At 42.5% G+C, this 26,158-nt stretch carries 21 protein-coding genes and 1 pseudogene; 5 read left to right on the top strand and 17 right to left on the bottom strand.

Annotated elements, in window-relative coordinates; genetic code table 11:
* Positions 1 to 110 precede the first annotated feature (110 nt).
* The 6 genes from ACGHVY_RS00210 to ACGHVY_RS00185 all read right to left on the bottom strand — a co-directional run bounded on the left by ACGHVY_RS00210 (position 111) and on the right by ACGHVY_RS00185 (position 9,394).
* Positions 111 to 2,123, bottom strand: coding sequence for a RagB/SusD family nutrient uptake outer membrane protein (locus ACGHVY_RS00210; protein ID WP_308745980.1), 2,013 nt, complete (start codon positions 2,121 to 2,123; stop codon positions 111 to 113).
* A 13-nt stretch (positions 2,124 to 2,136) separates the two neighbouring features.
* The gene (locus tag ACGHVY_RS00205; RefSeq protein WP_390599628.1) at positions 2,137 to 5,370 is read right to left on the bottom strand and encodes a SusC/RagA family TonB-linked outer membrane protein; all 3,234 of its coding nucleotides are present in this window, start codon (positions 5,368 to 5,370) and stop codon (positions 2,137 to 2,139) included.
* 576 nt (positions 5,371 to 5,946) lie between these two features.
* Positions 5,947 to 6,663, bottom strand: a complete 717-nt coding sequence (locus ACGHVY_RS00200; RefSeq protein WP_390596207.1) for an SDR family NAD(P)-dependent oxidoreductase — start codon at positions 6,661 to 6,663, stop codon at positions 5,947 to 5,949.
* 69 nt (positions 6,664 to 6,732) lie between these two features.
* Positions 6,733 to 7,302 (bottom strand): Crp/Fnr family transcriptional regulator, encoded by a 570-nt coding sequence (locus tag ACGHVY_RS00195; protein ID WP_308745978.1) that lies wholly within the window; start codon positions 7,300 to 7,302, stop codon positions 6,733 to 6,735.
* Positions 7,303 to 7,315: 13 nt separating this feature from the next.
* Positions 7,316 to 8,545 carry a 3-phosphoshikimate 1-carboxyvinyltransferase gene (gene aroA / locus ACGHVY_RS00190; RefSeq protein WP_390596204.1) on the bottom strand — a complete coding sequence of 410 codons (1,230 nt, stop codon included), beginning with the start codon at positions 8,543 to 8,545 and terminating at the stop codon, positions 7,316 to 7,318.
* Positions 8,546 to 8,752: 207 nt separating this feature from the next.
* Positions 8,753 to 9,394 (bottom strand): DUF1349 domain-containing protein, encoded by a 642-nt coding sequence (locus ACGHVY_RS00185; RefSeq protein ID WP_390599627.1) that lies wholly within the window; start codon positions 9,392 to 9,394, stop codon positions 8,753 to 8,755.
* Positions 9,395 to 9,505: 111 nt separating this feature from the next.
* On the opposite strand from ACGHVY_RS00185, the gene ACGHVY_RS00180 reads away from it, so the two are divergent.
* On the top strand, positions 9,506 to 10,279 hold the full coding sequence (locus ACGHVY_RS00180; protein WP_390596201.1) for a response regulator transcription factor: 774 nt from the start codon (positions 9,506 to 9,508) through the stop codon (positions 10,277 to 10,279).
* Between the two features lie 44 nt (positions 10,280 to 10,323).
* On the opposite strand, the pseudogene ACGHVY_RS00175 reads toward ACGHVY_RS00180, so the two are convergent.
* Positions 10,324 to 10,711, bottom strand: a pseudogene (locus ACGHVY_RS00175) (hypothetical protein).
* Between the two features lie 185 nt (positions 10,712 to 10,896).
* On the opposite strand from ACGHVY_RS00175, the gene ACGHVY_RS00170 reads away from it, so the two are divergent.
* A complete protein-coding gene (locus tag ACGHVY_RS00170; RefSeq protein ID WP_308745974.1) occupies positions 10,897 to 11,961 on the top strand; it encodes a DUF2027 domain-containing protein in 1,065 nt (354 codons plus the stop codon).
* Positions 11,962 to 12,064: 103 nt separating this feature from the next.
* Here the strand turns inward: ACGHVY_RS00170 and ACGHVY_RS00165 are convergent, their stop codons facing one another.
* From ACGHVY_RS00165 to hemW, 8 genes are all read right to left on the bottom strand, one after another.
* Positions 12,065 to 12,421, bottom strand: a complete 357-nt coding sequence (locus ACGHVY_RS00165; RefSeq protein WP_390596197.1) for a hypothetical protein — start codon at positions 12,419 to 12,421, stop codon at positions 12,065 to 12,067.
* 293 nt (positions 12,422 to 12,714) lie between these two features.
* Positions 12,715 to 13,323, bottom strand: coding sequence for a lysine exporter LysO family protein (locus ACGHVY_RS00160; RefSeq protein WP_308745972.1), 609 nt, complete (start codon positions 13,321 to 13,323; stop codon positions 12,715 to 12,717).
* Entirely contained in the window at positions 13,320 to 13,607 is a 288-nt protein-coding gene (locus ACGHVY_RS00155; RefSeq protein ID WP_390596194.1) for a LysO family transporter, read from the bottom strand. Before ACGHVY_RS00155 ends, ACGHVY_RS00160 begins: the two co-directional genes overlap by 4 nt.
* 89 nt (positions 13,608 to 13,696) lie before the next feature.
* Positions 13,697 to 14,698, bottom strand: a complete 1,002-nt coding sequence (locus ACGHVY_RS00150) for a DUF4249 domain-containing protein (RefSeq protein ID WP_390596191.1) — start codon at positions 14,696 to 14,698, stop codon at positions 13,697 to 13,699.
* Positions 14,699 to 14,705: 7 nt separating this feature from the next.
* Positions 14,706 to 17,399, bottom strand: coding sequence for a TonB-dependent receptor domain-containing protein (locus ACGHVY_RS00145; protein WP_390596188.1), 2,694 nt, complete (start codon positions 17,397 to 17,399; stop codon positions 14,706 to 14,708).
* Positions 17,396 to 18,280 carry a FecR family protein gene (locus ACGHVY_RS00140; protein WP_390596185.1) on the bottom strand — a complete coding sequence of 295 codons (885 nt, stop codon included), beginning with the start codon at positions 18,278 to 18,280 and terminating at the stop codon, positions 17,396 to 17,398. The genes ACGHVY_RS00145 and ACGHVY_RS00140 overlap by 4 nt, the downstream gene beginning before the upstream one ends.
* Before the next feature lie 94 nt (positions 18,281 to 18,374).
* Positions 18,375 to 18,929 (bottom strand): RNA polymerase sigma-70 factor, encoded by a 555-nt coding sequence (locus ACGHVY_RS00135; protein ID WP_390596182.1) that lies wholly within the window; start codon positions 18,927 to 18,929, stop codon positions 18,375 to 18,377.
* Positions 18,930 to 18,948: 19 nt separating this feature from the next.
* A complete protein-coding gene (hemW, locus tag ACGHVY_RS00130) occupies positions 18,949 to 20,079 on the bottom strand; it encodes a radical SAM family heme chaperone HemW (protein WP_390596180.1) in 1,131 nt (376 codons plus the stop codon).
* 454 nt (positions 20,080 to 20,533) lie between these two features.
* Between hemW and ACGHVY_RS00125 the strand changes: the two genes are divergently transcribed.
* From ACGHVY_RS00125 to ACGHVY_RS00115, 3 genes are all read left to right on the top strand, one after another.
* Positions 20,534 to 22,690, top strand: coding sequence for an elongation factor G (locus ACGHVY_RS00125; protein ID WP_390596179.1), 2,157 nt, complete (start codon positions 20,534 to 20,536; stop codon positions 22,688 to 22,690).
* Positions 22,691 to 22,955: 265 nt separating this feature from the next.
* The gene (locus tag ACGHVY_RS00120) at positions 22,956 to 24,512 is read left to right on the top strand and encodes a HAMP domain-containing sensor histidine kinase (protein ID WP_308747055.1); all 1,557 of its coding nucleotides are present in this window, start codon (positions 22,956 to 22,958) and stop codon (positions 24,510 to 24,512) included.
* 1 nt (position 24,513) lies between these two features.
* On the top strand, positions 24,514 to 25,215 hold the full coding sequence (locus tag ACGHVY_RS00115) for a response regulator transcription factor (RefSeq protein ID WP_308747056.1): 702 nt from the start codon (positions 24,514 to 24,516) through the stop codon (positions 25,213 to 25,215).
* An 81-nt stretch (positions 25,216 to 25,296) separates the two neighbouring features.
* Here the strand turns inward: ACGHVY_RS00115 and ACGHVY_RS00110 are convergent, their stop codons facing one another.
* A complete protein-coding gene (locus ACGHVY_RS00110) occupies positions 25,297 to 25,473 on the bottom strand; it encodes a hypothetical protein (protein ID WP_308747057.1) in 177 nt (58 codons plus the stop codon).
* Positions 25,474 to 25,613: 140 nt separating this feature from the next.
* Positions 25,614 to 26,060, bottom strand: coding sequence for a MarR family winged helix-turn-helix transcriptional regulator (locus ACGHVY_RS00105; RefSeq protein ID WP_005678715.1), 447 nt, complete (start codon positions 26,058 to 26,060; stop codon positions 25,614 to 25,616).
* Positions 26,061 to 26,158: the final 98 nt, after the last annotated feature.

The following is a 26,158-nucleotide window of genomic DNA, read 5'->3' as shown; positions in this document are numbered from 1 at the left end:
ATTCTTCACTGTGTTCAGAATGACAGATAATCATGTGATATATTTATAATACTAAGGTCGATTTTATTGGTATAACATAACCAAAAGGTCAGACTTTAATCATTTCTTGGTTATTCTACAGGTTGTGCACCGGTATCTCCTTCAATCTTCCATCCCGGATTTTGATAAACCACCGAACTTGCAAAGTCATTCTTGTCCAAAGCTGTTTGGCGGAATACTGCCATACCTATCGGATTCAAATAGTGGGCGGGTGTAAAGAGGAATCCTTTCTGCCCTGCAATCAGATTGTTCTTCGTAATCTTTTCGTACGGAAGGATATAGTTACTTAAATCGGATGAGGACATATTGCCTTCTGCCGGGTCTACTTTGCATAAATCTGCCAGTTGTGCTTCATATTTACTTCCCCAATATAGCATACCTTCCACACGGTAAGGTTGGGATATTAATTGGTCACATGCACGCCAACGTTTCAAGTCTTCCCAACGCAAGGCTTCTGCACAAAGTTCGTTGCGGCGTTCGCGACGGATATTATATAATGTAGCATCTATCAGTTGTCCGTGAGAATAAGCTCCGAAGTCACCTTTGGCTTCCTCACTCATTATTGTTGCAGTGATTGTTTTATCATAGTCTTCATCCACTTTGGCACGTCGGCGTAAAGCTGTCCAATATCCATCGGCTGTTCCGTCGATTTTACCGTTCTTCTCATACGAAGCTTCCATATAAATCAGCATAGCTTCTGCTGCGCGGAAAACAATACCGCCTGATGTGCCGGCACTATGGTCATTGGCCATATGGCTGGAATAATGCTTGCCTTTCTTGATGATGAAACCTGTTGTTGCCAAACTTCCCTTGTCGCCATAGATGAAACGGATAGTACAATAGCTGGGAGTACCGTCGTTACCGTAGTAGTTTACATCACCTTCGTTTTCAGTGTTAGCGTCACCCGGCTTCTTGGTAAAGATGACAATACGTGAATCACGATTCTGTAAAGTAGAGTTTACTCCTTCTTTTTCCCATTCGGTTTTATAGCCCGAGCCGTCTGCATAGATAGGAAGTCCGTTACGCATAAGGAAAGAGTTGACCATACCTCGCGTCCACCCGGAACCACCGCCGTTACGTTCCAGCTCCATCTGCAGGTTACTGGTCACCAGTCCTTCCTTGAATTGTTTCCACATCAATATTTCATCATATCCTTCCATGTTTTCATCGCAGAACATGGTGTAATAAGGATTGATAGAAACCAGACTGGCATTCATACCTTCGGGGGTATCGGTATTATCTGCCAGTTTTCCGACGATGTAGTCACCTACTACTTTGGAAGATTTCATGGCTTCATCAAGGAAATAAGCTATTTCAGTGTCAATGTTGAAGCCGCTTACGTCTGCGGAATTGCCCGGCCATCCTTTTCCACCGGGTACGAATGCGGTTCCTTTATGATACTTTTCCCAAGTTGCTTCGAATAGAGCAACACGGGCTCGCAACAAATGTGCTACGTTTCTGCTGATGCGATTCTTGCCGCCCGGAGCTTTATCAAGCAGTAACTCTGTCGCTTTATGCAAGTCGTCCAGAATGAAACGTGCCACCTTATTACGTGGTTGGCGTTTGCTGGCTTCAATCAAAGTCTCTTCCACATCGGGCAATGCAGTAGTGATGATAGGCAAATCTCCCAAAGAAACCAGCAGTTTATAATAATTGTATGCCCGAATCACGTACATTTCACCGATATAATGTTTTACATTGTCTTGATTGCCGGTGATAGTTCCCGCTTCAAAGTTAGGCAAGGTGTTGTCAAAGAAATAGTTGCAGGCACGTATCTTCTTCCAGTCCCAGTCTCCTTCGCCCGACGGCACTTTCTTCTGTCCGGGTATCCAGAATTCCGGAGCGTCACCGCTGGCTTGGTTGTCAGTATCGTTATCTTTGCCGAAGAAATTGATGCCATATGCATCCGTCACTGTTTCAAACGGGTAAGCATTGATGGTATAGGCGGCTAAATCGCTTTCGGATGCGAAGTATTTTTCGGGAATTACCTTGTCCAGTGGTTCCCTGTCCAGAAAATCATTGCAACCGGTCAGTCCGCCCAACAGCAATGTCCCTATTGTCAAAAGTTTGATATGTCTTTTCATAATCGTCTGTCATTTAAAATGTTGCACTTAAACCGAATGATACAGTCTTGGATAGCGGATAGGTACATCCGTCCCAGTTGCCGATACCGACAGTTTCGGGGTCGAACGTGTCAGCCAGGCTGGTAATAGTAAACAAGTTCTCTGCTGAAACAAAGAAACGCAGGTTATTCACACAGAATTTTTCCGTCAGTGATTTCGGTAATGTATAACCTAAAGTTACATTCTTCAGACGGCAATAAGCTGCATTCTGTAAATAACGGGTTTGCGGATTGCGGTTTCTGCCGTCTTCAAGAGGACGAGGATAATAACCGCCCAAGTTGGGGCCCAACGGATTGGTGGTACTTTCTCCACGGAAGTAGTCCAGATGTTGCTTGAAGAAGTTGGTTTGCCAGTAACCTACTGCTCCCCAGAACATGGTGGAGCCGCTGTCCGGCATATAATCACGCTTCATGGTTCCCTGGAAGAACAGTTTCAGGTCGAAGCCTTTCCAGGCGGCATCCAGATTCAAGCCAAAGTTGTAACGTGGCGTGCTGTTGCCGATCTTTTTCAAGTCACCATGGTCTGCAAGGGTCTTGTTTCCTCTGCTTATCTGACCGTCACCATTCAAGTCGGCATACATGACATCACCGGCTCCCCAACCTGACCCCAGTACGTCTTGTGCGCCATTGGGCATGCTGGCAAGATGATCTTTCATCTCCTGGTCGGTTTTTGCGATACCGATTGTCTGGAATCCCCATATGTCACCTACGTGAGCACCTGCGTAATATGTATTATTGTTGTCTTTATCAAGAATCGTGTTTGACGGGTTGGGGTATTTGTCGATAACTACTTGGTTGTCTGACAAAGACAAGGTAACTCCATATTTGAAGTCGCGGATCTGGTCGCGCCAGTTTACTTGTATCTCCCAACCTTTGGAAGTCATATCAAGGTTGTTTACTTTGGGGACATCAATACCCAGAAGATTGGGAAGCTCGGGGGCAGGGCCTACCATATCTTTCGATTTACGTTGGAAGTAGTCGAAGGTTACGTTCAAGCGGTTGTTGAGCATCGACAGGTCGAAACCTAGATCCAGTGTTTGTGTCTTTTCCCAGGTCAGCAAAGAAGATACCAGAGCGGATTCTTTGGAAATATTGGGTTTCACACCGTTTACCAGCCAGCTACCTAATGCATAATTACCCCATTGGTTTTTGTTAATGTCGATGGTGCGATAGAACGGATACCAGTTGTCGGTATTCTGGTTACCCAGTTCACCCCATGAACCGCGTATTTTGAGTGTGCTGATTAAGTCGGTAAAATCCTCGAAGAATGCTTCACGGGCAATGTTCCATCCCAAAGAGAAGGACGGGAACAGATTCCAGCGGTTATCCCGAAGGAAACGTGATGTTCCGTCGTAACGCATATTGACTTCAGCCAGATAACGTCCTTTGTAATCATAGTTGAGACGTCCGAAAAATCCGGCGGTTGCCCATTCACTGTATCCACCCCTGTTCTGCGCATTCGTTTGGGTAGTATTCAGTGTGGCGACTCCCGACATGATGCCATCTTGTGAAGCAGTAATATCCCGTTGTTTGAACAATTCGCTTTGAAAGCCCAGCATTACTTTGAAGTTGTGTCCGCTTTCCAGTGATTTGCTGTATTCGGTAAAGATGTTCGGATTGAAGAAGTTGCTTTTATAAGCATATTCTGTCACGCTTGATGTTTGATTGGCAATTATATAAGGATCTTTGTTCACATCATAGCCGTAAACGGTCTGGTAGTCGGTGTGGTCGAAGTTATAGTTGGAGCGGTAGTTCAACTCCACATTGATTCTCCAGTCTTTGATGGGTTCCATGATGAAAGCGAGCTGGTGTGCCATCATGTCTTTTTGCGATTTGTAGCGTCCGCCTTCTGTCAATTGATAAATCTTGGATTCAACAGTGTAGAATCCATTCGGATCTACCACCGGAATGACAGGCCAATAACGGCATACATCGAAATAGAATACATTGCTCTTAATATCTCCACCGGCAAATGAAGGAGCTTCATAGTCTGTACGGTTGAAACGCATACTGTAACTAATCTTTAACCATTTGGTCAGGTCGGCATTGATTTTTGCTGTAAAAGCGTATCGTTGTTTGTTGTCATCGCCAAACTTCAATAGACCGCCCTGATCGAGATAATTGGCTGAAAGATAATATTGTATTTTATCCGTACCACCGTTTACGCTCAATGAATGTTCGTGAGTGAAACTGTTGCCGAATAATGTTTTCAGCCAGTCGGTGTTGCCGGCAGGCATCACGTCCTTACGTTGAGGGTCGTCGAATGAGTTCCATCTTCCTGCATCGGTTGGCCACATATACTGTGTGCCTTTTCCTGCTTGAAAATCCTGGATTTGTTGAAGTTTTGTGGCACTGTACATTGGAGTTTGCCCGCCATTGGTCAACTGGTCGTTGATAGCTAGGGCAAAGTTATAAGAATCAGCCATTTCCGGCATATTCAACGGAGATACGAAACGGAAGTTGTTGTTATAGTTGACTACCGTCTTTCCCGATTTACCTTTTTTTGTCGTAATCAGGATAACTCCACCTGGTGCACGGGAACCATAAATGGAAGAAGCGGCCGCATCTTTTAGTACAGAAATATTCTCAATATCCTGTGGGTTGATAGCGTTCATGTCTCCTTCCATGCCATCAATGAGTACCAATGGTTCTACCTTCGAACCGGCACCGATTGTTCCGACGCCACGAATGTTGAATTTTTTATCCGAACCTAAGGAGCCGCCACCGTCACCGGTAGAGATGTTCATGCCCGGAACTACACCTTGCAAGGCCTCGATAGTAGAATTGACGGGACGTGCCGCGATTTCTTTTGCTCCTACAGTGGATACGGCTCCTGTCACATTTACTTTCTTTTGTGTACCGAAAGCAACAACAACGACCTCATCCAACTTCTGGGTATCATCTTTCAGAATGATATTTAATGATTGTCCGGTGAATTTGACTTCTTGGGTCTGATAACCAACAAAAGAGATGACAATAATGTCTCCTGTTTTTACATTGCTTAGAGAGAAATCACCGTCAAGTCCGGTGATTGTACCGTTCGTTGTGCCTTTGACAACAACGGATGCGCCGATAATGGTTTCACCTGTTGCGTCTTTTACGACACCTTTGCAAGTAGTACCCTGCTGTACAACGGAAACATTCAAGGTGTTTCCACCAGTCTCCGAATAAATGGTTCCTGCTGACGCTGTCAGTAGAAACAACAACATGCTGACTGACTTTAGTTGTTTTAACATAGCATTGAATTTAAAGTTTTTTCCTAGAGTCCGGAATTACTTTTTAATAAGTCCTTTCAGAACTTATTTTTGACATATAATGCTTGGTTTAAAACTTTAAAGTCGGGAATCTACTCTTTTGGAACGTTGTATTTTCTACTTATTATCTACCGTTTTCATATTTGTTAGATGACTGTTTTTTACTTGATAGAATAATGATATTTAAGGAAATAAGATATGTGTTTATATTAGAATTGAGTATAAAATAAGCATTGTTGTGCTTTTAAAAAGAAATAATGCACTTTAATTTGAAGTTTTTTCTATAAATGAGTGCAATATATTAAAATATATTATATATTTGTATTGTTAATTCTAATTTATAAATCATCCTAGTTCTGAAAGAACTTATTTTTCCATCATTAATTATTGAGTCTTAAAATCCGTTCCCATTGCGCTTATCCTGTATATTTGTGAGTCTATCGTCATTATTGTGGGAATATGTTTAAGAAGGATTACAGACATGGCTGAAATCCGGTAGATACCAATATTCGTATAAACTATTATCAGTTGCTACATCCGGCAATAAATAGCTGACGGTATCAAGCGAAATAGTATGGCTACGTATTTCCATCTTTTTGAGATAAATGCTACTTTTTTCTTCTTATGAATAGCTTCTTTTATTTGTCTCACGGCTTTATCAACAGGAGTTACCCAAAACAGTCCCTCTCCTTTAGCCATTGCTGTATCTACAAACCCCGGACGGATATCTGTCGTATGAATAGGATAAGGGGATTTGGTGGCTCTCTGCCGTAGTCCTTCCATATAGTTGATTTGATAGGCTTTTGATGCATTGTAGGCAGGTGCGATGCCGCTACCACGTGTACCGCCTACGGAAGAAATGATGACTAAATGCCCGCTCTTTTGCTGTTCAAAGTAACGGAATCCCCAATCGGCTATGTTGGTGAATCCTATTACGTTGGTCAATAAAGTCGGTTCTTCCAGTTGATAAGAAAGTTCGGGATTGAGCTCTCCCGTGCCGGCACAGATTGTCAGTATATCCATTCCACCCATTTTTTGTACGAGTGTTTCCAAACATTGGATACTGGTTTGCACATCGGTGATGTCGCATACTTGATAGAATAGTTTATTTTTGTCTTGGGTGTATATTTCTTGTAACAGGTTCTCTTTGCGACCGGTAATGCCGATGAGACAATCTTCTTGAATATACGCTTCTGCCAAACCGCGACCAATGCCGGAAGTTGCACCTATAATTATTATTTTCTGCATGATTTTCATTCTATTTGGTTCCAAAAGTAGGGAGTGGGCGTAGATAATTTCTTGATTGAAATCAAGAAATTACTTTTGTACCACTTTTCTTCGGATACGGCTTAGTGTTTCCGGGCGAATCAAGAGATAAGATGCCAGTTCTTTTAATGTAATCAGTTTCAGTAAGTCGGGGCAACGGTTGATAATTTCAAGATACCGTTCTTCTGCTGTCAGGCTGTACATTGAAATCATACGGTCGTAGACTTCCCATAGCAGAGTTTCTGCAATGCGGCGTCCTAGCTTTTGGTTGTCGTTGTTAGCTTCATAGAAATCGGTCATTTGCTGATGATTAATCACATATACCGAACAGTCACACAGGGCTTGTATGTCCACATTCGATTTGTCCTGTAATTGAAAAGCTGGATAATTGCCGACAAAGGAATTGTCGAAAGTATATCCTACGATATTACTTTCTCCCAAATTGTTGATACAACAGTACCGGAAAGAGCCGGAACTGACAAAGCCCATCGTCCTGCAGATTTCTCCCTGTCGGGAAAAATAGTCTCCTTTCTCATAATAGGTCTGTTTCCCCTGTTGTAATACAAAATCTACAATAGGGGAATAGTTGATATGGGAAGTGTATTTATTGAAATCTTCCACTGTATCGGGGCGGTTAGTCTTCGTTTATAATCTGAAATCCGGCTTGTTTCAGGTCTTTCCAATATCCGGGATATGATTTGGTAACGACTTGCGGGTCGGCGATTTGCATAGTAGGGTGGCAGATTATTGCCGGAGCAAACGCCATTGCCATCCGGTGGTCTTCGTATGTTGCAATCACAGGAGTTTCTTCTGGTTCACACCGTTCGCCATTCCACATCAGTATGCTGTCATTCTCTTCTTTGATAACGTATCCCAGCTTTTTGAGTTCGTTTTTTAAAGCGGCAATACGGTCGGTTTCTTTTATCTTCAGACTTTGCAGCCCTGTGAAGCGGAAAGGAATGTTCATCAAGGCACAAGTGACGACAAAGGTCTGTGCCAAATCAGGTATGTCAATGAAATCTTCTTCCAGTCTTTCCGGTGCTTTCCCTGTCTTTTTGAGTTTAACTCCTTTGGTGGTAAACTCTGTGGTTATTCCTAACCGCGAGAATACTTCCGCTCCACGGCTGTCTCCCTGATAACTGTTACGGAATAATCCCAATAACTCAATTTCAGTTTTTGGGGATAATGCTGCAATTTGATACCAGTAAGAAGCTGCGCTCCAATCACTCTCCACTGTAAACGGAATGCTTGTATAAGGTTGTGGAGCTACGGAGATGCTGTCTGAAGAAGTCCATGCTGCTTTTGCACCGAAGTCCTGCATTAACTGTAATGTAAGGTTGATGTAAGGACGTGAGATAATCTCACCGCTCAGATGCAGCGTCAGCCCGTTTTTAAGTGCCGGACCTATCATCAGCAAAGCTGAAATGTATTGGGAGCTGACATTTCCTTTCAGCGTAATCTCATTCCCTTTCAGTTCTACACCTTTTATGTGTAAAGGGGGGAATCCCTCATTATTGGTATAGCTTATTTCCGCTCCCAGTTCACGAAGGGCATTGACCAATATTTGTATGGGGCGTTGTTGCATGCGTGTTGTGCCTGTGATTATCCGTTCTCCCGGTGTGACACTCAAATAGGCCGTCAGAAAGCGCATGGCGGTTCCGGCAGCCATGATGTCAATTGTTTCTTCATCTTGGGTAAGGGCTTTTATCATCACGCGTGTATCATCGCAATCGGATAGATTGTTAGGAGTACAGTTGCTTTCTGCCAATGCATTGATAATGAGTGCACGGTTACTGATACTCTTGGAAGCCGGCAATTGAATTGTGGCTTTGATTGCGGAAGGAGCTGAAAGTCTATAACGCATTATTTTATAATCTTAGGTTTGCGATGACAAAAATAGGCATTTTTCTTTGATTCTCCTTTCCTGAAGTTCAAGATTCTGTAGTTTATGGTGATTTGTGGCAAGGAATTTTTATATTTGTGCAATAAAATTTGTTTATATGAAGATACCGGATATCTGTTTACAGAATCAGCAGTTGCTGAATCCGGACAGAATTATTTTGTGTTATCCTTATTTATCCTGTTGCTTCTTTGCCCATTCCAGTCTTCGCTGATCCGCTAGCGGAGTCACTTTGAACTCTTCGAATATGGCGGTAAATCCCTTTCCGTCCGGGCAAGCTCCCATCAGACCTACCATGACAGGACAATTATCTTGCAACCAGCAAATGCGCATCATGGTATATTCTTTGTCATCACGCGAGAAGAATATTTCCACTGCATCCAGTCGGCGGATTGCTTTTATCCATAGAGAACGGGGAGCATCCGGTAATTGTACTACGCTCCAGTCGCTCGTGTGGTGTGTTACCACGGCACTTACGTTCTGTTTGCCATCAACATATTCAACTCCCGCCTTTATCCAGTTTTCATGGTCAATGCGCAGCATTAGTCCCATTTGGTCGAAAGTGGTCACGTAGTTGCCGGTAATCTTTACTTTCACTTCGAATTCTCCGCCATAGGTAGCATAGTAGAAAGGGCCGTCATCTACGGTAAATCCATAGTGGGAGATTCGCCAGAAGTCGGTTTTTGCCGGTACGTCCATAACTAAGGTTTTACCTTCTTTTATCTCCCATTGTTGAGGCTCGTTCAGCCAGTTCATTTTATTCAGACTTTGTCCCATTGAAGAAGTTGCTATCGCCATCAAGGCAATCGACATGATTTTGATTTTTAAATGTTGCATGATAGTTTCTTATTTGATTATCTTTGTGGTGCAAAGATAGGCCATGCCCTGATATGTAGCAATACTGAATAATAACCATTTTACAGGATGGACGTATTACAAAAGGAAATTGATGAGGTGTATGCTACGCAACCGATAGCTAATGAGGTATTAGATAAAGGTATTGTGGAGCAACATCGGCATTTTGTCCGTTCATTGACGGAGATTAACGGTGGATGCGCTGTCATTTCTGACCTTTCGAACCGGAAAAGTTATGTAACGGTTCATCGGTGGGCGCATTTTCTGGGACTGACTCAGGAAGAGGCTGCTTTAAGCGTCATTGATTCGATGGATGAAGATTGCATCTACCGGAGGATTCATCCGGAGGACTTGGTGGAAAAACGTTTGTTGGAATATAAATTTTTTCAAAAAACATTTTCGTTGTCGTCCGAGGAACGGTTGAAGTATAGGGGAAGATGCAGGCTGCGGATGAAGAATGAGAAAGGAGAATATCAGTATATAGACAATTTAGTTCAAATCATGGAAAATACTCCTTCGGGAAGTGTGTGGCTGATTTTTTGCCTTTACACATTGTCGGCAGACCAGAGGGCGGAGCAAGGGATATATCCTACCATTACCCACATGGAACATGGGGAAGTGGAAACACTGTTTCTGTCGGAAGAACATTGCAATATCTTGTCTGAACGTGAAAAGGAGATACTCCGTTGCATACGCAAAGGACTGTCAAGTAAAGAGATAGCCGCTACTCTCTATATTAGCGTGAACACAGTCAACCGGCATCGGCAGAATATCCTGGAGAAACTTTCTGTCAGTAATTCAATCGAAGCGTGCCGGGCGGCTGAGTTGATGAAATTATTATAGATATGCAGATGGGAGAAATATTTTAGCCTGAATTGGGGATAGGCTTATCCGAACAGGGCAAGCAATTCATCGAATCTTTCTATCTGCTTCAGATGGGTATGTGTGAATGTATCTGCCACTTCATGTTTCCACATAACCTCGAAAGGAATATGCACTCCGTATCCACCTAATGATAAAACGGGTTGAATATCAGATTTGTCCACTGATTTGCAAAGCGGTCTCAACCATGGAGATGGTAAAAGCTTTGGCACCGTATCCGAGATGTTTCAGATTATTCATTTCTGTCTGAAATAAGGCGGCTGAAATATTTTTGGGAGTGCCATAAGGCTGTAACAGGCTTGTATATTGCTTTTCTATTTCTTGGAAAAAAGGTTCGTTGCTCCACAGGGTGTCATCTGCGTCGAAGGCGATGACTTTAATAAATTCTTTCATAGGTTTTCATCGTTAATAGGGAATTTCAAATAATATGTTTGGTATTTCGTGTGGCAAAGTTACAATAAAAAGGGTGAATAAAAGCAAGTTCCTTGTTTTTAGAACCAAATCCCGGTTTAATTTCATAGAAATATCTATCTTTGTTACTCGCTTTTGAGTTTGAACTTTAATTGGAATATACAACAATGAAAATAGGAGATAAAGTACGCTTCCTCAGTGAGGTAGGCGGTGGAATCGTAACTGGATTCCAAGGAAAGGATTTTGTTTTGGTGGAAGATGCGGACGGCTTCGACATTCCTATGCCGATACGTGAGTGTGTGGTGATTGAAACAGATGACTACAATATAAAGCATAAATCGAAATCGTCGGCTCCGAAACCGGAAGAACCGGTGAAACCGTCAAAACCGGAAATGCCTGTTATTCAACGTCAGCCGGAAGTGCGTGGGGGAGATACGTTGAACGTATTTCTTGCTTACGTGCCTGAAGATGCAAAGGCTATGATGACTACCCCTTTCGAAACTTATTTGGTAAATGATAGTAATTATTATCTGTATTATACCTATTTGAGTGCGGAAGGAAAAACTTGGAAAAACCGTTCACATGGTTTGGTGGAACCGAATACAAAATTGTTGTTGGAAGAGTTTACGAAAGATCTGTTGAATGAAATGGAACGGGTGGCTGTGCAACTGATAGCTTTCAAAGACGGTAAGCCGGCAGCTATCAAACCGGCTGTCAGCGTAGAGATACGGATCGATACTGTGAAGTTCTATAAACTGCATACGTTCAGCAGTTCCGATTTCTTTGAAGAACCGGCTTTGATTTATGATATTGTGAAGAATGATATGCCTGCAAAGCAAGTCTATGTTTCGGCTGAAGAAATTCAGGTTGCTTTGTTGCAGAAGAAGTCGGCAGATAAACCGAAGTCGCAACCTATCGTTAAACCTAACCATGCTCATGGTGGAAAGAATGGCATTGTTGAAATAGACCTTCATATTGATTCTTTGTTGGATGATACTCAGGGGATGGGGAATGCCGAAATCCTAACTTATCAATTGGATAAGTTTCGTGAAGTGATGGAAAACTATAAGAATAAGCGTGAACAGAAGATTGTATTTATTCATGGCAAGGGGGATGGAGTGCTTCGGAAAGCTATCCTTGATGAACTGAAGCGGAAGTATAGCAATTGCCGTTATCAGGATGCCTCTTTCCAGGAATATGGATTCGGGGCTACGATGGTGACTATTAAATAACGCTTGTCGATAAAATGGTACTTGCCGTGAATAAAAAGAAGAAGGGTGGAAGCCGATTATCAGCTTCCACCCTTTCTCTCTCTCTTTTACATATTTAATCGTTTTACTTATTCAGTTCAATACCTTTGTTCATCAAGGTAATGTTCATCAAAGCAGCATATTTGGCATACTGTTCGGCGCTGAGTGTCTTTCTCATCAGTTTCAAGTTACCATAAACAGCGTTACGCAATTTTGCTTCTTTATCTTTCTTCGCTGTTGTGGCTTTTGACATCTGTGTAGAGAAGTAATCGCAAATGTTTGCTACTTCTTCGCTCTGAACGGAATTTAAATTCAAATATTTACCTAATTTACTTACGTTGATGTTACCTTCCCATTTTGCAGTTGTAGGCTGGTTTCCTGCTGCAAAAGTCGTAGCAGTCAGACAGAGTGCTGCCACTAATGTTAATCCTATACGTTTCATAATACCTACTTTTTTAATTGTTATTCCTAAAAACTATTCCTAAAAACAAATCTAATACCTATTGAAAATATTGTCTAAGCGCTTAGCTTTTTCTTTTTACCTATGCAAATGTAGGAATATGTTTTATAACACAAAAATAAAGAAAGGGAAAAGAAACTATTTAGGTTGATTTCTTGATGTAAATCAAGTGGTGATATGCTTTTTGATACAAAAACACTTCTTTATGAAATGTTTTTGTAATACGTGTACGGAAACGATAGTGAAAATTTGCTGTATTTTAGGGAGTGTTGCTGTTAAAATGATATTGAACAAAGGAACGTGACCAGGAATGGAACACTGAAATCGACTACAAAACCGTGAAAGATGGAAATGATTACAAATTCCTTTCCTGAGTATCGGGTAATGATAGGAAGAGTGGTATCCATAGTCGTAGCTCCTCCCACAGAGATAGGGGCTAACTTTCCGAAATACTTTACTAGCAATGGAGCACACAGCAGAGCAATGATTTCACGCATGATATTGGAAAGCAGTGCGATAGTTCCCAGTTCGGGGCCTTTGTATTCGGTGATAAAAATGCTGGAGAGCGAATAATAACCAAATCCGGCTCCGACAGCCATGCAATCCAAGGATCCTCGTTGGCTCATGAAGATTCCTGCTACGGCACATCCTGCCAGTGTGCCGAGTATTGTCAGAATGGGAAGAAACACGAGTCGGGGATTCAGAGAACGGAAACTTTTCAGCGTGTTCGGGTCGTTACCGATACTGATCCCTACGCAGAACATCAAGCCGCAAAGGGCATAGTAGCTGAGTTTACTGTCGGTGAAATCGTATGGGATGAGATGATATACTCCGCAGAGGGTACCGATAATGAAGAAAGAGACAATAATCAGACTGCCTTTCATGCTTTCGTCTCCTTTCCTCTATTCCTTATGTATAATAGGTACCAGAGTCCCCATGCGCATAGGGTACTTCCTATGACAGCGGCGAGAGTGATGATGACGGCTTCCAGTCCAAATGTGGGCAGTCCCTTGATGATCGTTTCGTTTCCGCCTACGTCAATTCCAAGCAGGAATAGAAGACTCCATATAAGCAAGGTGATTATTTTATGTATCCACGTGAGACGTTTGCTGCGTAATAGATATCCCAACAGCATTCCCGTCAGCATAATTCCAATGATGATAAACATAGTCGATGCCTGTTTTTGGCTGCAAAGATAGTTGAAAAAGAGTTTCGTTCCTAATCTAACCTGTCGGTAACTTTCATTCTTTTACAATTCTAATGCTGGGGAGTGAAGATGGTAATAACTTTACTTACTTCCGTACTGATCCCTACTATCCCCGTACCACCGTGCACATTACCGGGATATTTGATTGGTTCGTCGATTGTCTCGTCATAGACGTCGGAATCCACAGAGTTAAGAGCTTTCAGATAATAATATTCTACTTCTGTGATACTTCTCAAGCGGATAATGACATCCATCCCATTAAAAAATCCTTCTTCGTTACCTGTTTCGATGTGGGTGCTGTTGTAGACCGTCATTGTATATGACGTATTTTTAAACCGGGAGTCGTCAAATACCCCATAGATATTCTTTGCCGTATCGAACATGCCGTTATCTTCATCGTCTCCGGTAGAGGGTTGCCCGTCTGTCAATACGATGTCTTCGCGCCCGATAAATGAGTAACTGTGTTTTGTCCAAAAGATATAGTCTCCTTTTCCCTCTTCGTAGTTATATCCCCATAATGTGGTCTGCTTGTCTACTACAAGGCGGTAATAATTCGTTTCGTCAGGGCGGTCTTTGAAGGTTATCCGGTAACGAAGATATTTGTTGGTATGCCCGTATTCTTGCATCGGGACGGTGAGCGTGTCGATATTCTCTATTCCGGCAGGACGTTGGGGTACAGCTACTTCTGCCCAGGCATGATACCGTCCGTCATCGGTCAGTGCGTCTATACGAACCGCATCTCCGGGGGTGAATTTACTTGTAATGTTGAAACGGCATTGCGGGTTTGCTTCTGTTTCCGGTGGAAGCGGGCGCAGGCTTTCTGTCAGTTGTCCGTTGACACGTACCTCTACCGTCGCATCTTGGATATGAGTGGCAGTTTCCTTTCCGGTGAAGTTAAGGAAAAGGATATTGGTCTGATTGTCGGCGTTGATTAATGCATTCATCACCAGTTTAGGGGGATTGTCCTTGATGTTGAAAGGAAGTTCATTCTCGCAAGAAACAGTGGTAAGCGTTGTAATCAGTATGAATAATATGTATGTATAAGTTTTCATTGCTGGACTAGAATTTATAAGTATAAGTAAAAGAAGGAATGATAGGTAATAATGTATATTTTTTGATGACGCTTTTTCCTTCCTGGTTGTGTGCCCGATAAATCCATGCCGGATTCATGGCGTTGTACACATTGTATAAACTGATGTTCCAGGTGCGCATTCCATGCTTGGTCTTTTTATTGAAATTGACGCCAATATTCAGCCGGTGGCTTGCCGGCAGACGGAAGTTGTTCCGGTGTTCAACGTAGTTGGCTTCTCCTATAGTGGGTGATGTATTGGTAAACATGGGTTCGTAAGGAATCACCCAACCTCCTCCCGAACCATTGTTTGCACCGTCATTAGGACGGATAATCACCGTTTTTTCTTCGGGAATAGTGCTTGTCCCTCCTGTGTAGAATACCCAGGAGGCTCCGATATCGATGCGGTCGTTGAACCGGTGGTTAACCGTCAGGTTGATGTTATGGCGACGGTCATACTTGTACGGGAACCGTTCTCCGTTGTTTATGCCGCCTTTGGCGAATTTACGGTCGCTTTTTGAAAGGGTATAGGATAGCCATCCCGTAGTCTTGCCGATCGTTTTTTGTGCCATAAATTCAATCCCCATTGAACGTCCTTTTCCCATTTCCACTTTGTTTTCCCAACCGGAGGAAGAACCGAAAAAGCTGACTCCGTCTTTATATTCCAGTACATTGCGCATATCCTTATAATAACTTTCTACTGAAAATTCCCAACCCTTGATTCCCGTATAATATCCTCCTAAAGAGAATTGGTGGGATTGCATAGGTCTGATTTTCTTTGTTACGGGAACCCATAAATCTGTCGGCATACTGATAGGCATGGACGAAAGCAGATGCACATATTGGTTCATTTTGGTATAAGACGTTTTCAGAGCGACATTCCTGCTCAGTTGATATCGGGCGGATAGGCGGGGCTGGAGAGAGAAATAGTTTTTCTTCTGCACACGGAATAAAGAAAGATGCAGTCCGAGATTCAGTCGGAGATGTGGGCTGATTTTGAAATTATCTTCTGCGTAGGCTGATATTTCCTGTGCGTAAATCCGGCTGTTATTTATACTATGATAGATACTGTCCCGTTCTGTGTGGTTGTCGGTTTGCTCTGAAATCCGGGATGTCATGACTTCCGGGCGGAAGCTGTGATACATATATTCCGTTCCGAACTTAATGCGGTGTGTGGGAGTAGGATTGTAGTCGAAGTCTATCTTATAACTCCAGTCCTGGATGCCGGAACGGTAATCGGCAGAATACTTGTTAACCATATCTTCGGATGAACCGGCAAACTTGTTGGTGGTATATGAATTGATGTCAAACCGGTAGTTGTTGAAAGCGACGGTTGTGTTGCTGAACAGTTGGTTGTTGAAGATATAATTCCACCGGGCGGAAATGATTGTATTTCCCCAGTTCATTGTAGTCCCGTCTTCGTAATTAGTGTCAGCGTCAAAACGGGTCTTAAAGTGGTCTTTTCCATTGTAGGCACTTAGATAGATGCGGCTCCGGTCGGAGAATTTATGGTTGATTTTGGCATTTACGTCATAAAAGTAGTAACTATATTTTTCATCATCAGGCATAAAGGGTTTTGCCAATAGATCCAGAAAGGAGCGGCGCGCTGAAATATTGAATGATGTTTTTCCCTTAATGATAGGACCTTCCAGATTAATTTTGCTGGTTAACAGGCCGATACTGAACGTACCATGGTATTTTTGCATATTTCCGTCATTGGTACGTACGTCGATGACCGAAGAGAGCCGTCCGCCGAAGCGGGCAGGGAAGGAACTTTTGAACAGCGTTACCTTCTTCACCGCTTCAGGAGTAAAGACAGAGAAGAATCCGAACATATGGTCTACATTATACACGGGAACCCCGTCGAGTAGAATCAAGTTCTGGTCCGGGCTACCGCCGCGTATATATAGTCCGGCGGAGCCGTCCACCCCTGCCTGTACTCCGGGCATAAGTTGTATGGTCTTCATAACGTCCGCCTCTCCCAATACGCTGGGAGTATTTCTGATTTGGGCGATGGGAATGTCGGTAGCTCCCATTTGGGTGGCCAGTGCTCCGGTTTCCGACCTCTCGGATACCACTACTACCTCTTCGAGTTGGTTGTCGCTTTTCATTCTGATGTTCAATACCGTATCCTGTCCGAGCATGAAAGTATGTTTGGAAATTCCATACCCCAGGTAGGAGAAACGTAAGTCGGTTTCTCCTTCGGGCAGAGTGATACTGTAAAAACCGTAAGGATTGGTAGTAGTTCCCTGATTCTGATGACTCTCAAAGATGTTCGTTCCAATCAACGTCTCAGAGGACGTTCCGTCAGTGACATATCCGCTGATAGTAAACTTGCGGCTTACGTTTTTGGGGCTTTTCTTTTTTTGCAGCAGGATATAGCGGCCGGAAAACTCGTAGCCGACCGCTTCATTCTTGAATACAATATCAAGAATTTCCTGCAAAGGCTTTTCTTTAACTTTCAGGTTGATTTTATGTTTGATACTGATTTCTTCGCTGTATATGAATGAATAACCGGTTGAATTTTCAATCATTTTGGTAAACTCCTTCAATGTAGCGTTTCGTAGTGACAGTGTGAGCCGGGCGTTTGCGTTTTGTGCGTATGCCTGGGTGGTGATAAAGAGCGCCATACCTATCAGGACAATTGTTCTGACAGGCAGGCGACTCTGGTGAATAGTTCTCATTTTAAGTCTGGTTTAGCGGTGATAATAATCTGTTCATTGTCTTGTGAATAGTTGAAATAACCGGCATTGTGTAATACAGATAAGATAGTCTCCAAATCTTCCCCGTTGCGGAACCGGGCTGTAATCCGGTAATTTTGTAAAGCCGTGTCGGATATGCGGATGCTTGTCCCGAATGAGTTGGATAGTTCGCGGGCAATGTCCTGCAAAGGCAAATCATCGAATATAAACTCCCCATGCCGCCAGGAGATTTCATCCTTCGCATTTTCAAGGACTTTGCGGGTGAGCTTTTGTCCCACCTTATTATATATGGCAATTTCATTCGGCTTTAATACCATGCGGATTGAGTTGCTTTTATTGCTGACTGCCACCGAACCTGTTAATAACGTTGTTTTTACATCCGGATTGTCACGATAGGCATCCACATTGAAATGAGTTCCCAATACCTGAACGTCAATTGTCTCAGTTTGCACAATGAACGGATGTTTCTTATCTTTACTTACCTCAAAATAAGCCTCTCCGTTCAATCCTACTTTCCGGTTGCCCGATTTGAATTTCTCAGGATAAGAAATCGAAGAATAGTGGTTCAGGATGACAATGCTGCTGTCGGGGAGATGAACCGTTCGTGTTTCCGCTAATGTAGAAACTGTCTGTATGGAGACAGGCTGTGTATATAGGTAAACTGTCCATGCTGATATACAGAATAGGAGTACTGCCGCTGCTACCGAAAACGTGCGTGTCAGAGTCAGACGCCGGGTGTGGGACTTCAATCTTTTCTCTAACTTAGGATAGCCGGTTGCCGCTGAGAAACGTCCCCGTGGTGAACGCGTAGAGGCGACGAGCTTGTCCAGTATTTCTTCTAATTCTCTATCGGCGTATTTCATTCCTTTTTCTGTCTTTTTAGTGATTAATCGGGTTGTTTGCTGATAAAGACAGCAGGTTGACAGAAACTCCCTACGCCCTTAGTGCGAATAAATGTTAATCAATTTCAGTTCGGCTAATCATTTCCTTTAGCCGTGTTATCGCTTTCTGAAGTTGTGCGTCTACTGTATTTGTGCTGATACCCAACTCTTCCGCTACCTGCGCATAACTCTGTTTTTCTTCGCGGATGCGGATAAATATCTCTCTGCAACGTTCGGGAAGTCGGTCAAGTGCCTTCACGTAGAGGGCAAACAGTTCTTCGCTGATTAATGATTCTTCCGGTGAGAAACTTTGTTCTTGAGGTTCCGGCAGTGAGTCGGCATGAATAAACGTATGCTTGGATTCTTTTTCCAAATAATTGAGTGAAGCATTCTTGACCAGGATAAAGCAGTAATCTTCAATATTTCTCACGTCAAGTAGCGTGCTGCGCTGTTTCCAGAGTTTCAGGAATACATCGAGTACGATTTCCTGCGACCATTCTTCTTGCTTTACATAGTAATAAGCAATGCGGAAAAGGCGGTCGTATGTCATGTCATAAAAGTTCCGGAAGGCAGTTTGCGAATCCAGTTCTTTCATTTGCCGTAATAACTTTCTTACTTCTGATTCGGTCATCGGCTTGCCGTTTATTTTATTAATCTACCCAAAGCAAATCACTCATTATACTGTCGGAAATGAAAATACCTTCACGGGTCAGGCGCAGAGCGCCATCGTGCTCTTCCAGTTTCCCACTTTCCAGATAAGGAGCAGCCATCTTCCGGCAGTACTCCCATAGTTCATTGCCAAATGTCTGTTTCAGCTTTTCTATGGGTGTGCCCCACACTGTGCGTATGGTAGTGATGATAAATTCATTGTAACGGGTGGCTTGATCCAGATACTCAATTTCAAAAGTACGCCGGTTCTTCTCTATACCTTTTATATATAGGTCGATGGATGAGACATTCCATTCTCGTGTCATTCCGTCGAAAGAGTGTGCTGATGGTCCGCAGCCGAGGTAGGGAATCCCTTGCCAATACGAAGTGTTGTGGCGGGAGTGTTTGCCGGGTCGGCAGAAATTAGAGATCTCATAATGCTCGAATCCTGCTTCTTGCAGACGTTCTATCAGCAACGTAAAAAACTCCAGGCTGGAATCTTCGTCCACTTCGGATACCTGGTGCTGCTTCAACATCTTATATATAGGTGTATCTTCTTCGTAAATCAAGTGATAGGCAGAAATATGCTCCACATTCAGGTCGATAGCCTGCCGGAGATCGTTCTCCCAGCGCTCTTTCGTTTCTCCCGGCAGTCCATATATAAGGTCGATGCTGATATTGCTGAATCCGGCTTGCCGGCATCTGTCGACAGCTTCAATGGCAGTCCGGGCATCATGGCGGCGTTTCAGCAATTTGAGGGTAGCGTCATCGAAAGTCTGTATTCCCATGCTGAGGCGGTTGAACGGGAGAGTAGACAACATTTGCAGATACTCCTTTGATAAGTCGTCCGGATTGGCTTCCAGAGTGATTTCGTGGCAAGATTCCATTCCATAACACTTCTGTATGGTTTCGAACAGTTGTCTGAAATCTCCTTCTTCCAGTTGCGACGGCGTTCCGCCGCCGAAATAAATAGTTTCTACCCGTTCTTCCTTCAAATATTCTTTTCGCATTTCCAGTTCACTGCAAAGGGCGCGTACATAGCGTGTTTTTAGTTCACTACGGGTAGTCGAATAAAAATCACAATAGATGCAACGGGTCTTGCAGAAAGGAATATGAAGATAAATACCTGCCATAGCTATGCTGTTTGAGTTTTGTGGATACAAAAGTAAAACTATTATCGGATAATATATCAAAGATTTGTTTTCTCTTAACAGAAAACAGTGTACGTGCCTGAATAAAACAATATTTATTTCAGCCGAAACTATTTGTACATGTACTACTCGATTATCGTTCAACAGTTGTTGAACGAACGCTCCACGAATATAGAACTGTCGTCCAACAACCGTTGAACGATAATTCAGCCGGCAATAAATTATTTCCGAATAAGCGATGGATGGCTTGTTTGTTTCTAATAGGAAAACAATTTTATACTAAGCAGAATTGTTCACGATAAAGATGTGTTACATAACATTGTTTAGTAACACTACCACAAGTGTTGCTTTTCCCCCAATTAATCCCTAATTTGCGCATCACAAAATTAATGGTATGTGAGAAACATACTGAGTAATTACTAAAATCTTATATATTATGAAAGTATATCAGACTAATGAAATCAAGAACATTGCCTTGTTGGGAAGTTCTGGCTCTGGGAAAACCACTCTCGTGGAAGCGATGCTTTTCGAGAGTGGTGTTATAAAACGTCGCGGATCTGTTGCCGCAAAAAACACTGTTAGTGATTATTTCCCTGTTGAACAAGAGTATGGTTACTCCGTTTTCTCCACCGTTCTCCATGTAGAATGGAATAATAAAAAACTTAATATCATTGACTGTCCGGGTTCGGACGATTTCGTAGGCAGTACAGTAACTGCATTAAATGTGACCGACACTGCAATTATTCTTCTCAATGGCCAATATGGTGTCGAAGTCGGTACGCAAAATCATTTCCGATATACTGAAAAATTGAATAAGCCAGTTATTTTTCTAGTCAACCAGCTTGATAATGAAAAATGTGACTATGATAACATACTTGAACAACTGAAAGAAGCTTATGGTTCAAAAGTTGTTCCCATCCAATATCCTATCAGTACAGGTCCGGGCTTTAATGCTTTGATTGACGTACTGTTGATGAAGAAATATTCGTGGAAACCCGAAGGCGGTGCTCCAACGATTGAAGATATTCCGGCAGAAGAAATGGATAAGGCGATGGAAATGCATAAAGCATTGGTGGAAGCCGCTGCCGAAAATGACGAAGGTCTGATGGAGAAATTCTTCGAGCAGGAATCTCTTTCGGAAGACGAAATGCGTGAAGGCATCCGCAAAGGGTTGATTGCCAGAGGAATGTTTCCTGTATTCTGCGTTTGTGGCGGTAAGGATATGGGCGTCCGTCGTTTGATGGAATTTTTGGGTAATGTAGTTCCTTTTGTTTCTGAAATGCCTAAGGTAGAGAATACGGACGGCAAGGAAGTGGCTCCTGATTCAAACGGGCCGGAATCTCTTTATTTCTTCAAAACAAGTGTGGAACCGCATATCGGTGAGGTCTCTTATTTTAAAGTTATGAGCGGTAAAGTTCATGAGGGAGATGATTTGCTGAATGCCGATCGTGGTTCGAAAGAACGTATTGCGCAGATTTATGTGGTGGCCGGTGGCAACCGTGTGAAAGTGGAAGAATTGCAGGCCGGTGATATTGGCGCTGCTGTGAAACTGAAAGACGTGAAGACCGGTAATACACTGAATGGCAAGGATTGCGATTATAAATTCAACTTTATCAAATATCCGAATTCTAAATATTCCCGTGCTATCAAACCGGTGAACGAAGCGGATGTGGAAAAGATGATGACCATCTTGAACCGTATGCGCGAAGAGGATCCGACGTGGGTAATCGAACAATCAAAAGAATTGAAACAGACATTGGTGCACGGACAGGGAGAATTCCATCTTCGTACATTGAAATGGCGGTTGGAAAACAATGAAAAACTTCAGGTGAAATACGAAGAACCGAAGATTCCGTATCGCGAAACGATTACGAAAGCTGCACGTGCTGATTATCGCCATAAGAAACAATCCGGCGGAGCCGGCCAGTTCGGTGAGGTTCATCTGATTGTAGAACCTTATAAAGAAGGTATGCCTGTGCCCGATACTTATAAGTTCAACGGACAGGAATTTAAGATTACTGTAAGAGGGACTGAAGAGGTACCGTTGGAATGGGGCGGCAAGCTCGTATTTATCAATAGTATCGTGGGTGGTTCTATCGATGCCCGTTTCCTGCCTGCCATTATGAAAGGTATCATGTCTCGTATGGAACAAGGCCCGTTGACCGGTTCGTATGCCCGTGATGTGCGTGTCATTGTTTATGATGGCAAGATGCATCCGGTAGATTCTAATGAAATCTCCTTCATGCTTGCCGGACGTAATGCCTTTAGCGAAGCGTTCAAGAATGCAGGTCCGAAAATTCTGGAACCGATTTATGATGTGGAAGTGTTTGTACCGTCCGACAGGATGGGAGATGTGATGGGTGACCTTCAGGGACGTCGTGCCATGATTATGGGTATGAGTAGCGAGAAAGGTTTTGAGAAACTGGTTGCTAAAGTACCTTTGAAAGAAATGTCTTCCTATTCGACGGCACTTAGCTCGCTTACCGGCGGACGTGCTTCGTTCATCATGAAATTCTCTAGTTATGAGCTTGTTCCGTCAGATGTTCAGGATAAGTTAATTAAAGATTTCGAGGCTAAACAAACCGAAGAATAATTCGTAATTTTCTTAATAGTGTTAAAACCGTCTTCTTTTTTAAGTAAAAGAGGGCGGTTTTTGTTTAACTATGATTAATAAAGATGGAGAAACGCAAGGAAAAGATTTAATTTTTTATTAAATTTGCAAACCAAAGGAGGGCTAATATTGTTGTAGTAATCAGAATACGACCTAAATATCTCCTTTCGGTTAATTTCCGGGAAGTTCCGGTTAAATCAAGTTAATGGATTAGGAGTGTTAATTAGGGAGTGTTAATTTTGTTGCTATGAAGAAGTCAACAATTTGGATATTAGGTATTGTAATGGGGCTTTCCTTCCTCAGTTTGCTGTATTTACAGGTCAGTTATATAGAGGAAATGATGAAGACCCGGAAGGAACAGTTTGATTCGGCTGTACGCAATAGCCTGGATCAAGTTTCCAAGGATGTGGAATATGCGGAAACGCAACGTTGGTTGATTGAAGATGTTTCTGAAGCTGAGAGAAAGGCTCTGATTGAGAACAATGCTTCATTGCAGCAGAATGATTTGGTTCAGCAGACGCAACGGTTTACGATGAAGTCTAAAGATGGAAAGGTATATACGGATTTTGAGTTGAAAGTGATGACTACCAAACCATCTGAACTTCCGAAAGCTATGATTTCTCCTTACAGGGGAACAAAAACTATTCCGGAAACCTCGCGTTCACTGATAGAGGCTATCAAAAACCGATATATGTATCAACGCGAATTGCTGAATGAAGTGGTTTGGCAGATGATTTATCGGGCAAGTGACAAGTCGATTGGAGATAGAGTACGGTTCGGAGACTTGAACGGTTATCTGAAATCGAACTTATATAATAATGGTATAGACTTACCTTTTCACTTTACGGTGATTGATAAGGATGGACGGGAAGTCTACCGTTGTGCGGATTATGACGGAAAGGGGAGTGATGAATTCTATCAGCAGGCATTGTTCAAGAACGATCCGCCTGCAAAGATGAGTGTATTGAAAGTGCATTTCCCGGGAAGAAGGGATTATCTTTTTGACTCGATCAGTTTCATGATTCCGTCGTTGATATTTACGATGGTATTGCTGGTGACATTCATCTTTACGATTTATATCGTATTCCGTCAGAAGAAGTTGACAGAGATGAAGAATGACTTTATCAACAATATGACGCACGAATTTAAAACGCCGATATCCACCATTTCATTGGCGGCGCAGATGCTGAAAGACCCCGCGGTGGGAAAATCCCCGCAGATGTTCCAGCATATATCGGGAGTTATTAATGATGAAACCAAGCGCTTGCGCTTCCAGGTAGAGAAGGTACTCCAGATGTCAATGTTCGACCGTCAGAAGGCGACTTTAAAGATGAAGGAGATTGATGCGAATGAACTGATAGCGGGAGTTATCAATACCTTTACACTGAAAGTGGAACGATATAATGGTAAGATAACATCGAACCTTGAGGCTACTGACCCTGTTATATTTGCAGATGAGATGCATATCACAAATGTAATCTTTAATCTGATGGACAACGCGGTGAAATATAAGAAGCCGGAAGAGGATTTGGAGCTGAAAGTGAGAACGTGGAATGAATCGGGCAAACTGATGATTTCGATACAGGACAATGGTATTGGAATCAAGAAGGAGAACCTGAAAAAGATATTTGAAAAGTTCTATCGTGTGCATACGGGTAATCTGCACGATGTGAAGGGATTTGGACTGGGATTGGCTTATGTGAAGAAAATTATCGTAGAGCATAAGGGAACCATCCGGGCAGAAAGCGACCTGAACGTGGGAACTAAATTTATTATTGCATTACCTTTATTAAAAAATAATTGATATGGACGAGAAACTGCGTATTTTATTATGCGAGGATGACGAAAATCTTGGCATGCTTTTAAGAGAATATTTACAGGCAAAAGGTTATTCTGCTGAGTTATATCCTGATGGAGAAGCCGGTTATAAGGCTTTCTTGAAGAATAAATATGACTTGTGCGTGTTTGACGTAATGATGCCTAAGAAAGATGGCTTCACACTGGCACAGGATGTCCGTGCAGCGAATGCTGAAATCCCTATTATCTTCCTGACTGCGAAAACTCTGAAAGAAGATATTCTGGAAGGATTTAAGATTGGTGCGGATGATTATATCACCAAACCGTTCAGTATGGAAGAATTGACGTTCAGAATTGAAGCAATCCTGAGACGTGTTCGCGGAAAGAAGAACAAAGAAAGTAATATCTATAAGATCGGTAAGTTTACTTTCGATACTCAGAAACAAATTCTGGCTTCGGAAGGCAAGCAGACTAAATTGACTACCAAAGAATCTGAATTGCTCGGATTGCTTTGCGCTCACGCCAATGAGATTCTGCAACGTGACTTTGCATTGAAGACTATCTGGATTGACGATAACTATTTCAATGCCCGCAGTATGGATGTATATATTACGAAACTGCGTAAGCACCTGAAGGAAGACGATTCTATCGAAATCATCAATATCCACGGAAAAGGTTATAAACTGATTACACCGGAAGTTGAATCTTGATGAGGTTACATTATTCGATAACCACAAATAAAAAATCCCGGAAACATTCGTTTCCGGGATTTTTTATTGATTTCTACGAAATTAATCAGCGATCTTCTTATTGATAACTATATAAGAAATGAGTCCCAGTACTACCAGTACTACTGAGGTACCCAGGATAGCGTTGTTGTTTACATTGCCTGTAAAGGAACAACCCAGCAGGATAACTACTCCGACCAAGATTAAGATCAATCCCAAGTTCTTTAATAAACCTTTCATGTGTGTGTATTTTAATAGATTATTATATTCCAGTCACAAATTAAAGCATAATTCTTTAACGGGCGAAATTATTTAAATAAAAAATCCATTATAAAGATAGGATTTAGTGGATTTTATGATTTAAAGGTCTGTTTCTCTGTTTAATCCTTCGTGTTGAAGAATACCTTTTTCAATACTTCCTGCCCGATGCTTAATTCTTCGAGAGTAATGCCGTGAAGCGCTTCTTTCAAAGTCTGTCCGGCAATGATGCGTGCTTTTTCTTCCAGTTCTTTTCCATCTTTGGTGAGATGGATCAGGTTGGTACGGCGGTCTTTCTTGTCGGAAATGCGTACTACAAGATGCTGCCGTTCCATATTGTCAATCAAGCGGGTCATGCTGGGCTTGTCTTTAAAAGTTGCATTACACAACTCTTGTTGTGTCACGCCGTCTTTTTCCCACAGAAAAATGAGTACCGTCCATTGCTCGGGACTGATTTCCAAACCGTTCTGGCGGAAGTTACGGTACAGTTTACGGTTGATTGCCGCAGAAACCTTGCCATTCAGTATGGCAAAAATAAGCCGGATGTCGAAGTTGAATTGCTCTATCATGAAATTATTGTTTAAACAACTTTGCAAAGGTAAACCACTTCTCGGATAATTCCTACATTAGGATACAAAAAAAGATTAAATATTTGTAGTTCAAAATA

Origin of the sequence: Bacteroides sp. f07 (genome assembly GCF_042854785.1) — a bacterium.
Lineage (GTDB): Bacteria > Bacteroidota > Bacteroidia > Bacteroidales > Bacteroidaceae > Bacteroides.
Note: the sequence above shows the minus strand (reverse complement) of the source record. Positions and strands in the feature narration are given on the sequence as shown.

What these genes read in the sequence shown, in the direction of transcription:
- ACGHVY_RS00185 (WP_390599627.1), bottom strand. Translation starts at nt 9,394, where the DNA reads ATGTCGATTGCCTTGATGGCGATAGCAACTTCTTCAATGGGACAAAGT.
- ACGHVY_RS00115 (WP_308747056.1), top strand. Translation starts at nt 24,514, where the DNA reads ATGGACGAGAAACTGCGTATTTTATTATGCGAGGATGACGAAAATCTT.
- ACGHVY_RS00205 (WP_390599628.1), bottom strand. Translation starts at nt 5,370, where the DNA reads ATGTTGTTGTTTCTACTGACAGCGTCAGCAGGAACCATTTATTCGGAG.
- ACGHVY_RS00180 (WP_390596201.1), top strand. Translation starts at nt 9,506, where the DNA reads ATGGACGTATTACAAAAGGAAATTGATGAGGTGTATGCTACGCAACCG.
- ACGHVY_RS00110 (WP_308747057.1), bottom strand. Translation starts at nt 25,473, where the DNA reads ATGAAAGGTTTATTAAAGAACTTGGGATTGATCTTAATCTTGGTCGGA.
- ACGHVY_RS00200 (WP_390596207.1), bottom strand. Translation starts at nt 6,663, where the DNA reads ATGCAGAAAATAATAATTATAGGTGCAACTTCCGGCATTGGTCGCGGT.
- ACGHVY_RS00120 (WP_308747055.1), top strand. Translation starts at nt 22,956, where the DNA reads ATGAAGAAGTCAACAATTTGGATATTAGGTATTGTAATGGGGCTTTCC.
- ACGHVY_RS00105 (WP_005678715.1), bottom strand. Translation starts at nt 26,060, where the DNA reads ATGATAGAGCAATTCAACTTCGACATCCGGCTTATTTTTGCCATACTG.
- ACGHVY_RS00125 (WP_390596179.1), top strand. Translation starts at nt 20,534, where the DNA reads ATGAAAGTATATCAGACTAATGAAATCAAGAACATTGCCTTGTTGGGA.
- ACGHVY_RS00150 (WP_390596191.1), bottom strand. Translation starts at nt 14,698, where the DNA reads ATGAAAACTTATACATACATATTATTCATACTGATTACAACGCTTACC.
- ACGHVY_RS00145 (WP_390596188.1), bottom strand. Translation starts at nt 17,399, where the DNA reads ATGAGAACTATTCACCAGAGTCGCCTGCCTGTCAGAACAATTGTCCTG.
- ACGHVY_RS00135 (WP_390596182.1), bottom strand. Translation starts at nt 18,929, where the DNA reads ATGACCGAATCAGAAGTAAGAAAGTTATTACGGCAAATGAAAGAACTG.
- ACGHVY_RS00140 (WP_390596185.1), bottom strand. Translation starts at nt 18,280, where the DNA reads ATGAAATACGCCGATAGAGAATTAGAAGAAATACTGGACAAGCTCGTC.
- aroA (WP_390596204.1), bottom strand. Translation starts at nt 8,545, where the DNA reads ATGCGTTATAGACTTTCAGCTCCTTCCGCAATCAAAGCCACAATTCAA.
- ACGHVY_RS00160 (WP_308745972.1), bottom strand. Translation starts at nt 13,323, where the DNA reads ATGAAAGGCAGTCTGATTATTGTCTCTTTCTTCATTATCGGTACCCTC.
- ACGHVY_RS00210 (WP_308745980.1), bottom strand. Translation starts at nt 2,123, where the DNA reads ATGAAAAGACATATCAAACTTTTGACAATAGGGACATTGCTGTTGGGC.
- hemW (WP_390596180.1), bottom strand. Translation starts at nt 20,079, where the DNA reads ATGGCAGGTATTTATCTTCATATTCCTTTCTGCAAGACCCGTTGCATC.
- ACGHVY_RS00155 (WP_390596194.1), bottom strand. Translation starts at nt 13,607, where the DNA reads ATGTTTATCATCATTGGAATTATGCTGACGGGAATGCTGTTGGGATAT.
- ACGHVY_RS00170 (WP_308745974.1), top strand. Translation starts at nt 10,897, where the DNA reads ATGAAAATAGGAGATAAAGTACGCTTCCTCAGTGAGGTAGGCGGTGGA.
- ACGHVY_RS00165 (WP_390596197.1), bottom strand. Translation starts at nt 12,421, where the DNA reads ATGAAACGTATAGGATTAACATTAGTGGCAGCACTCTGTCTGACTGCT.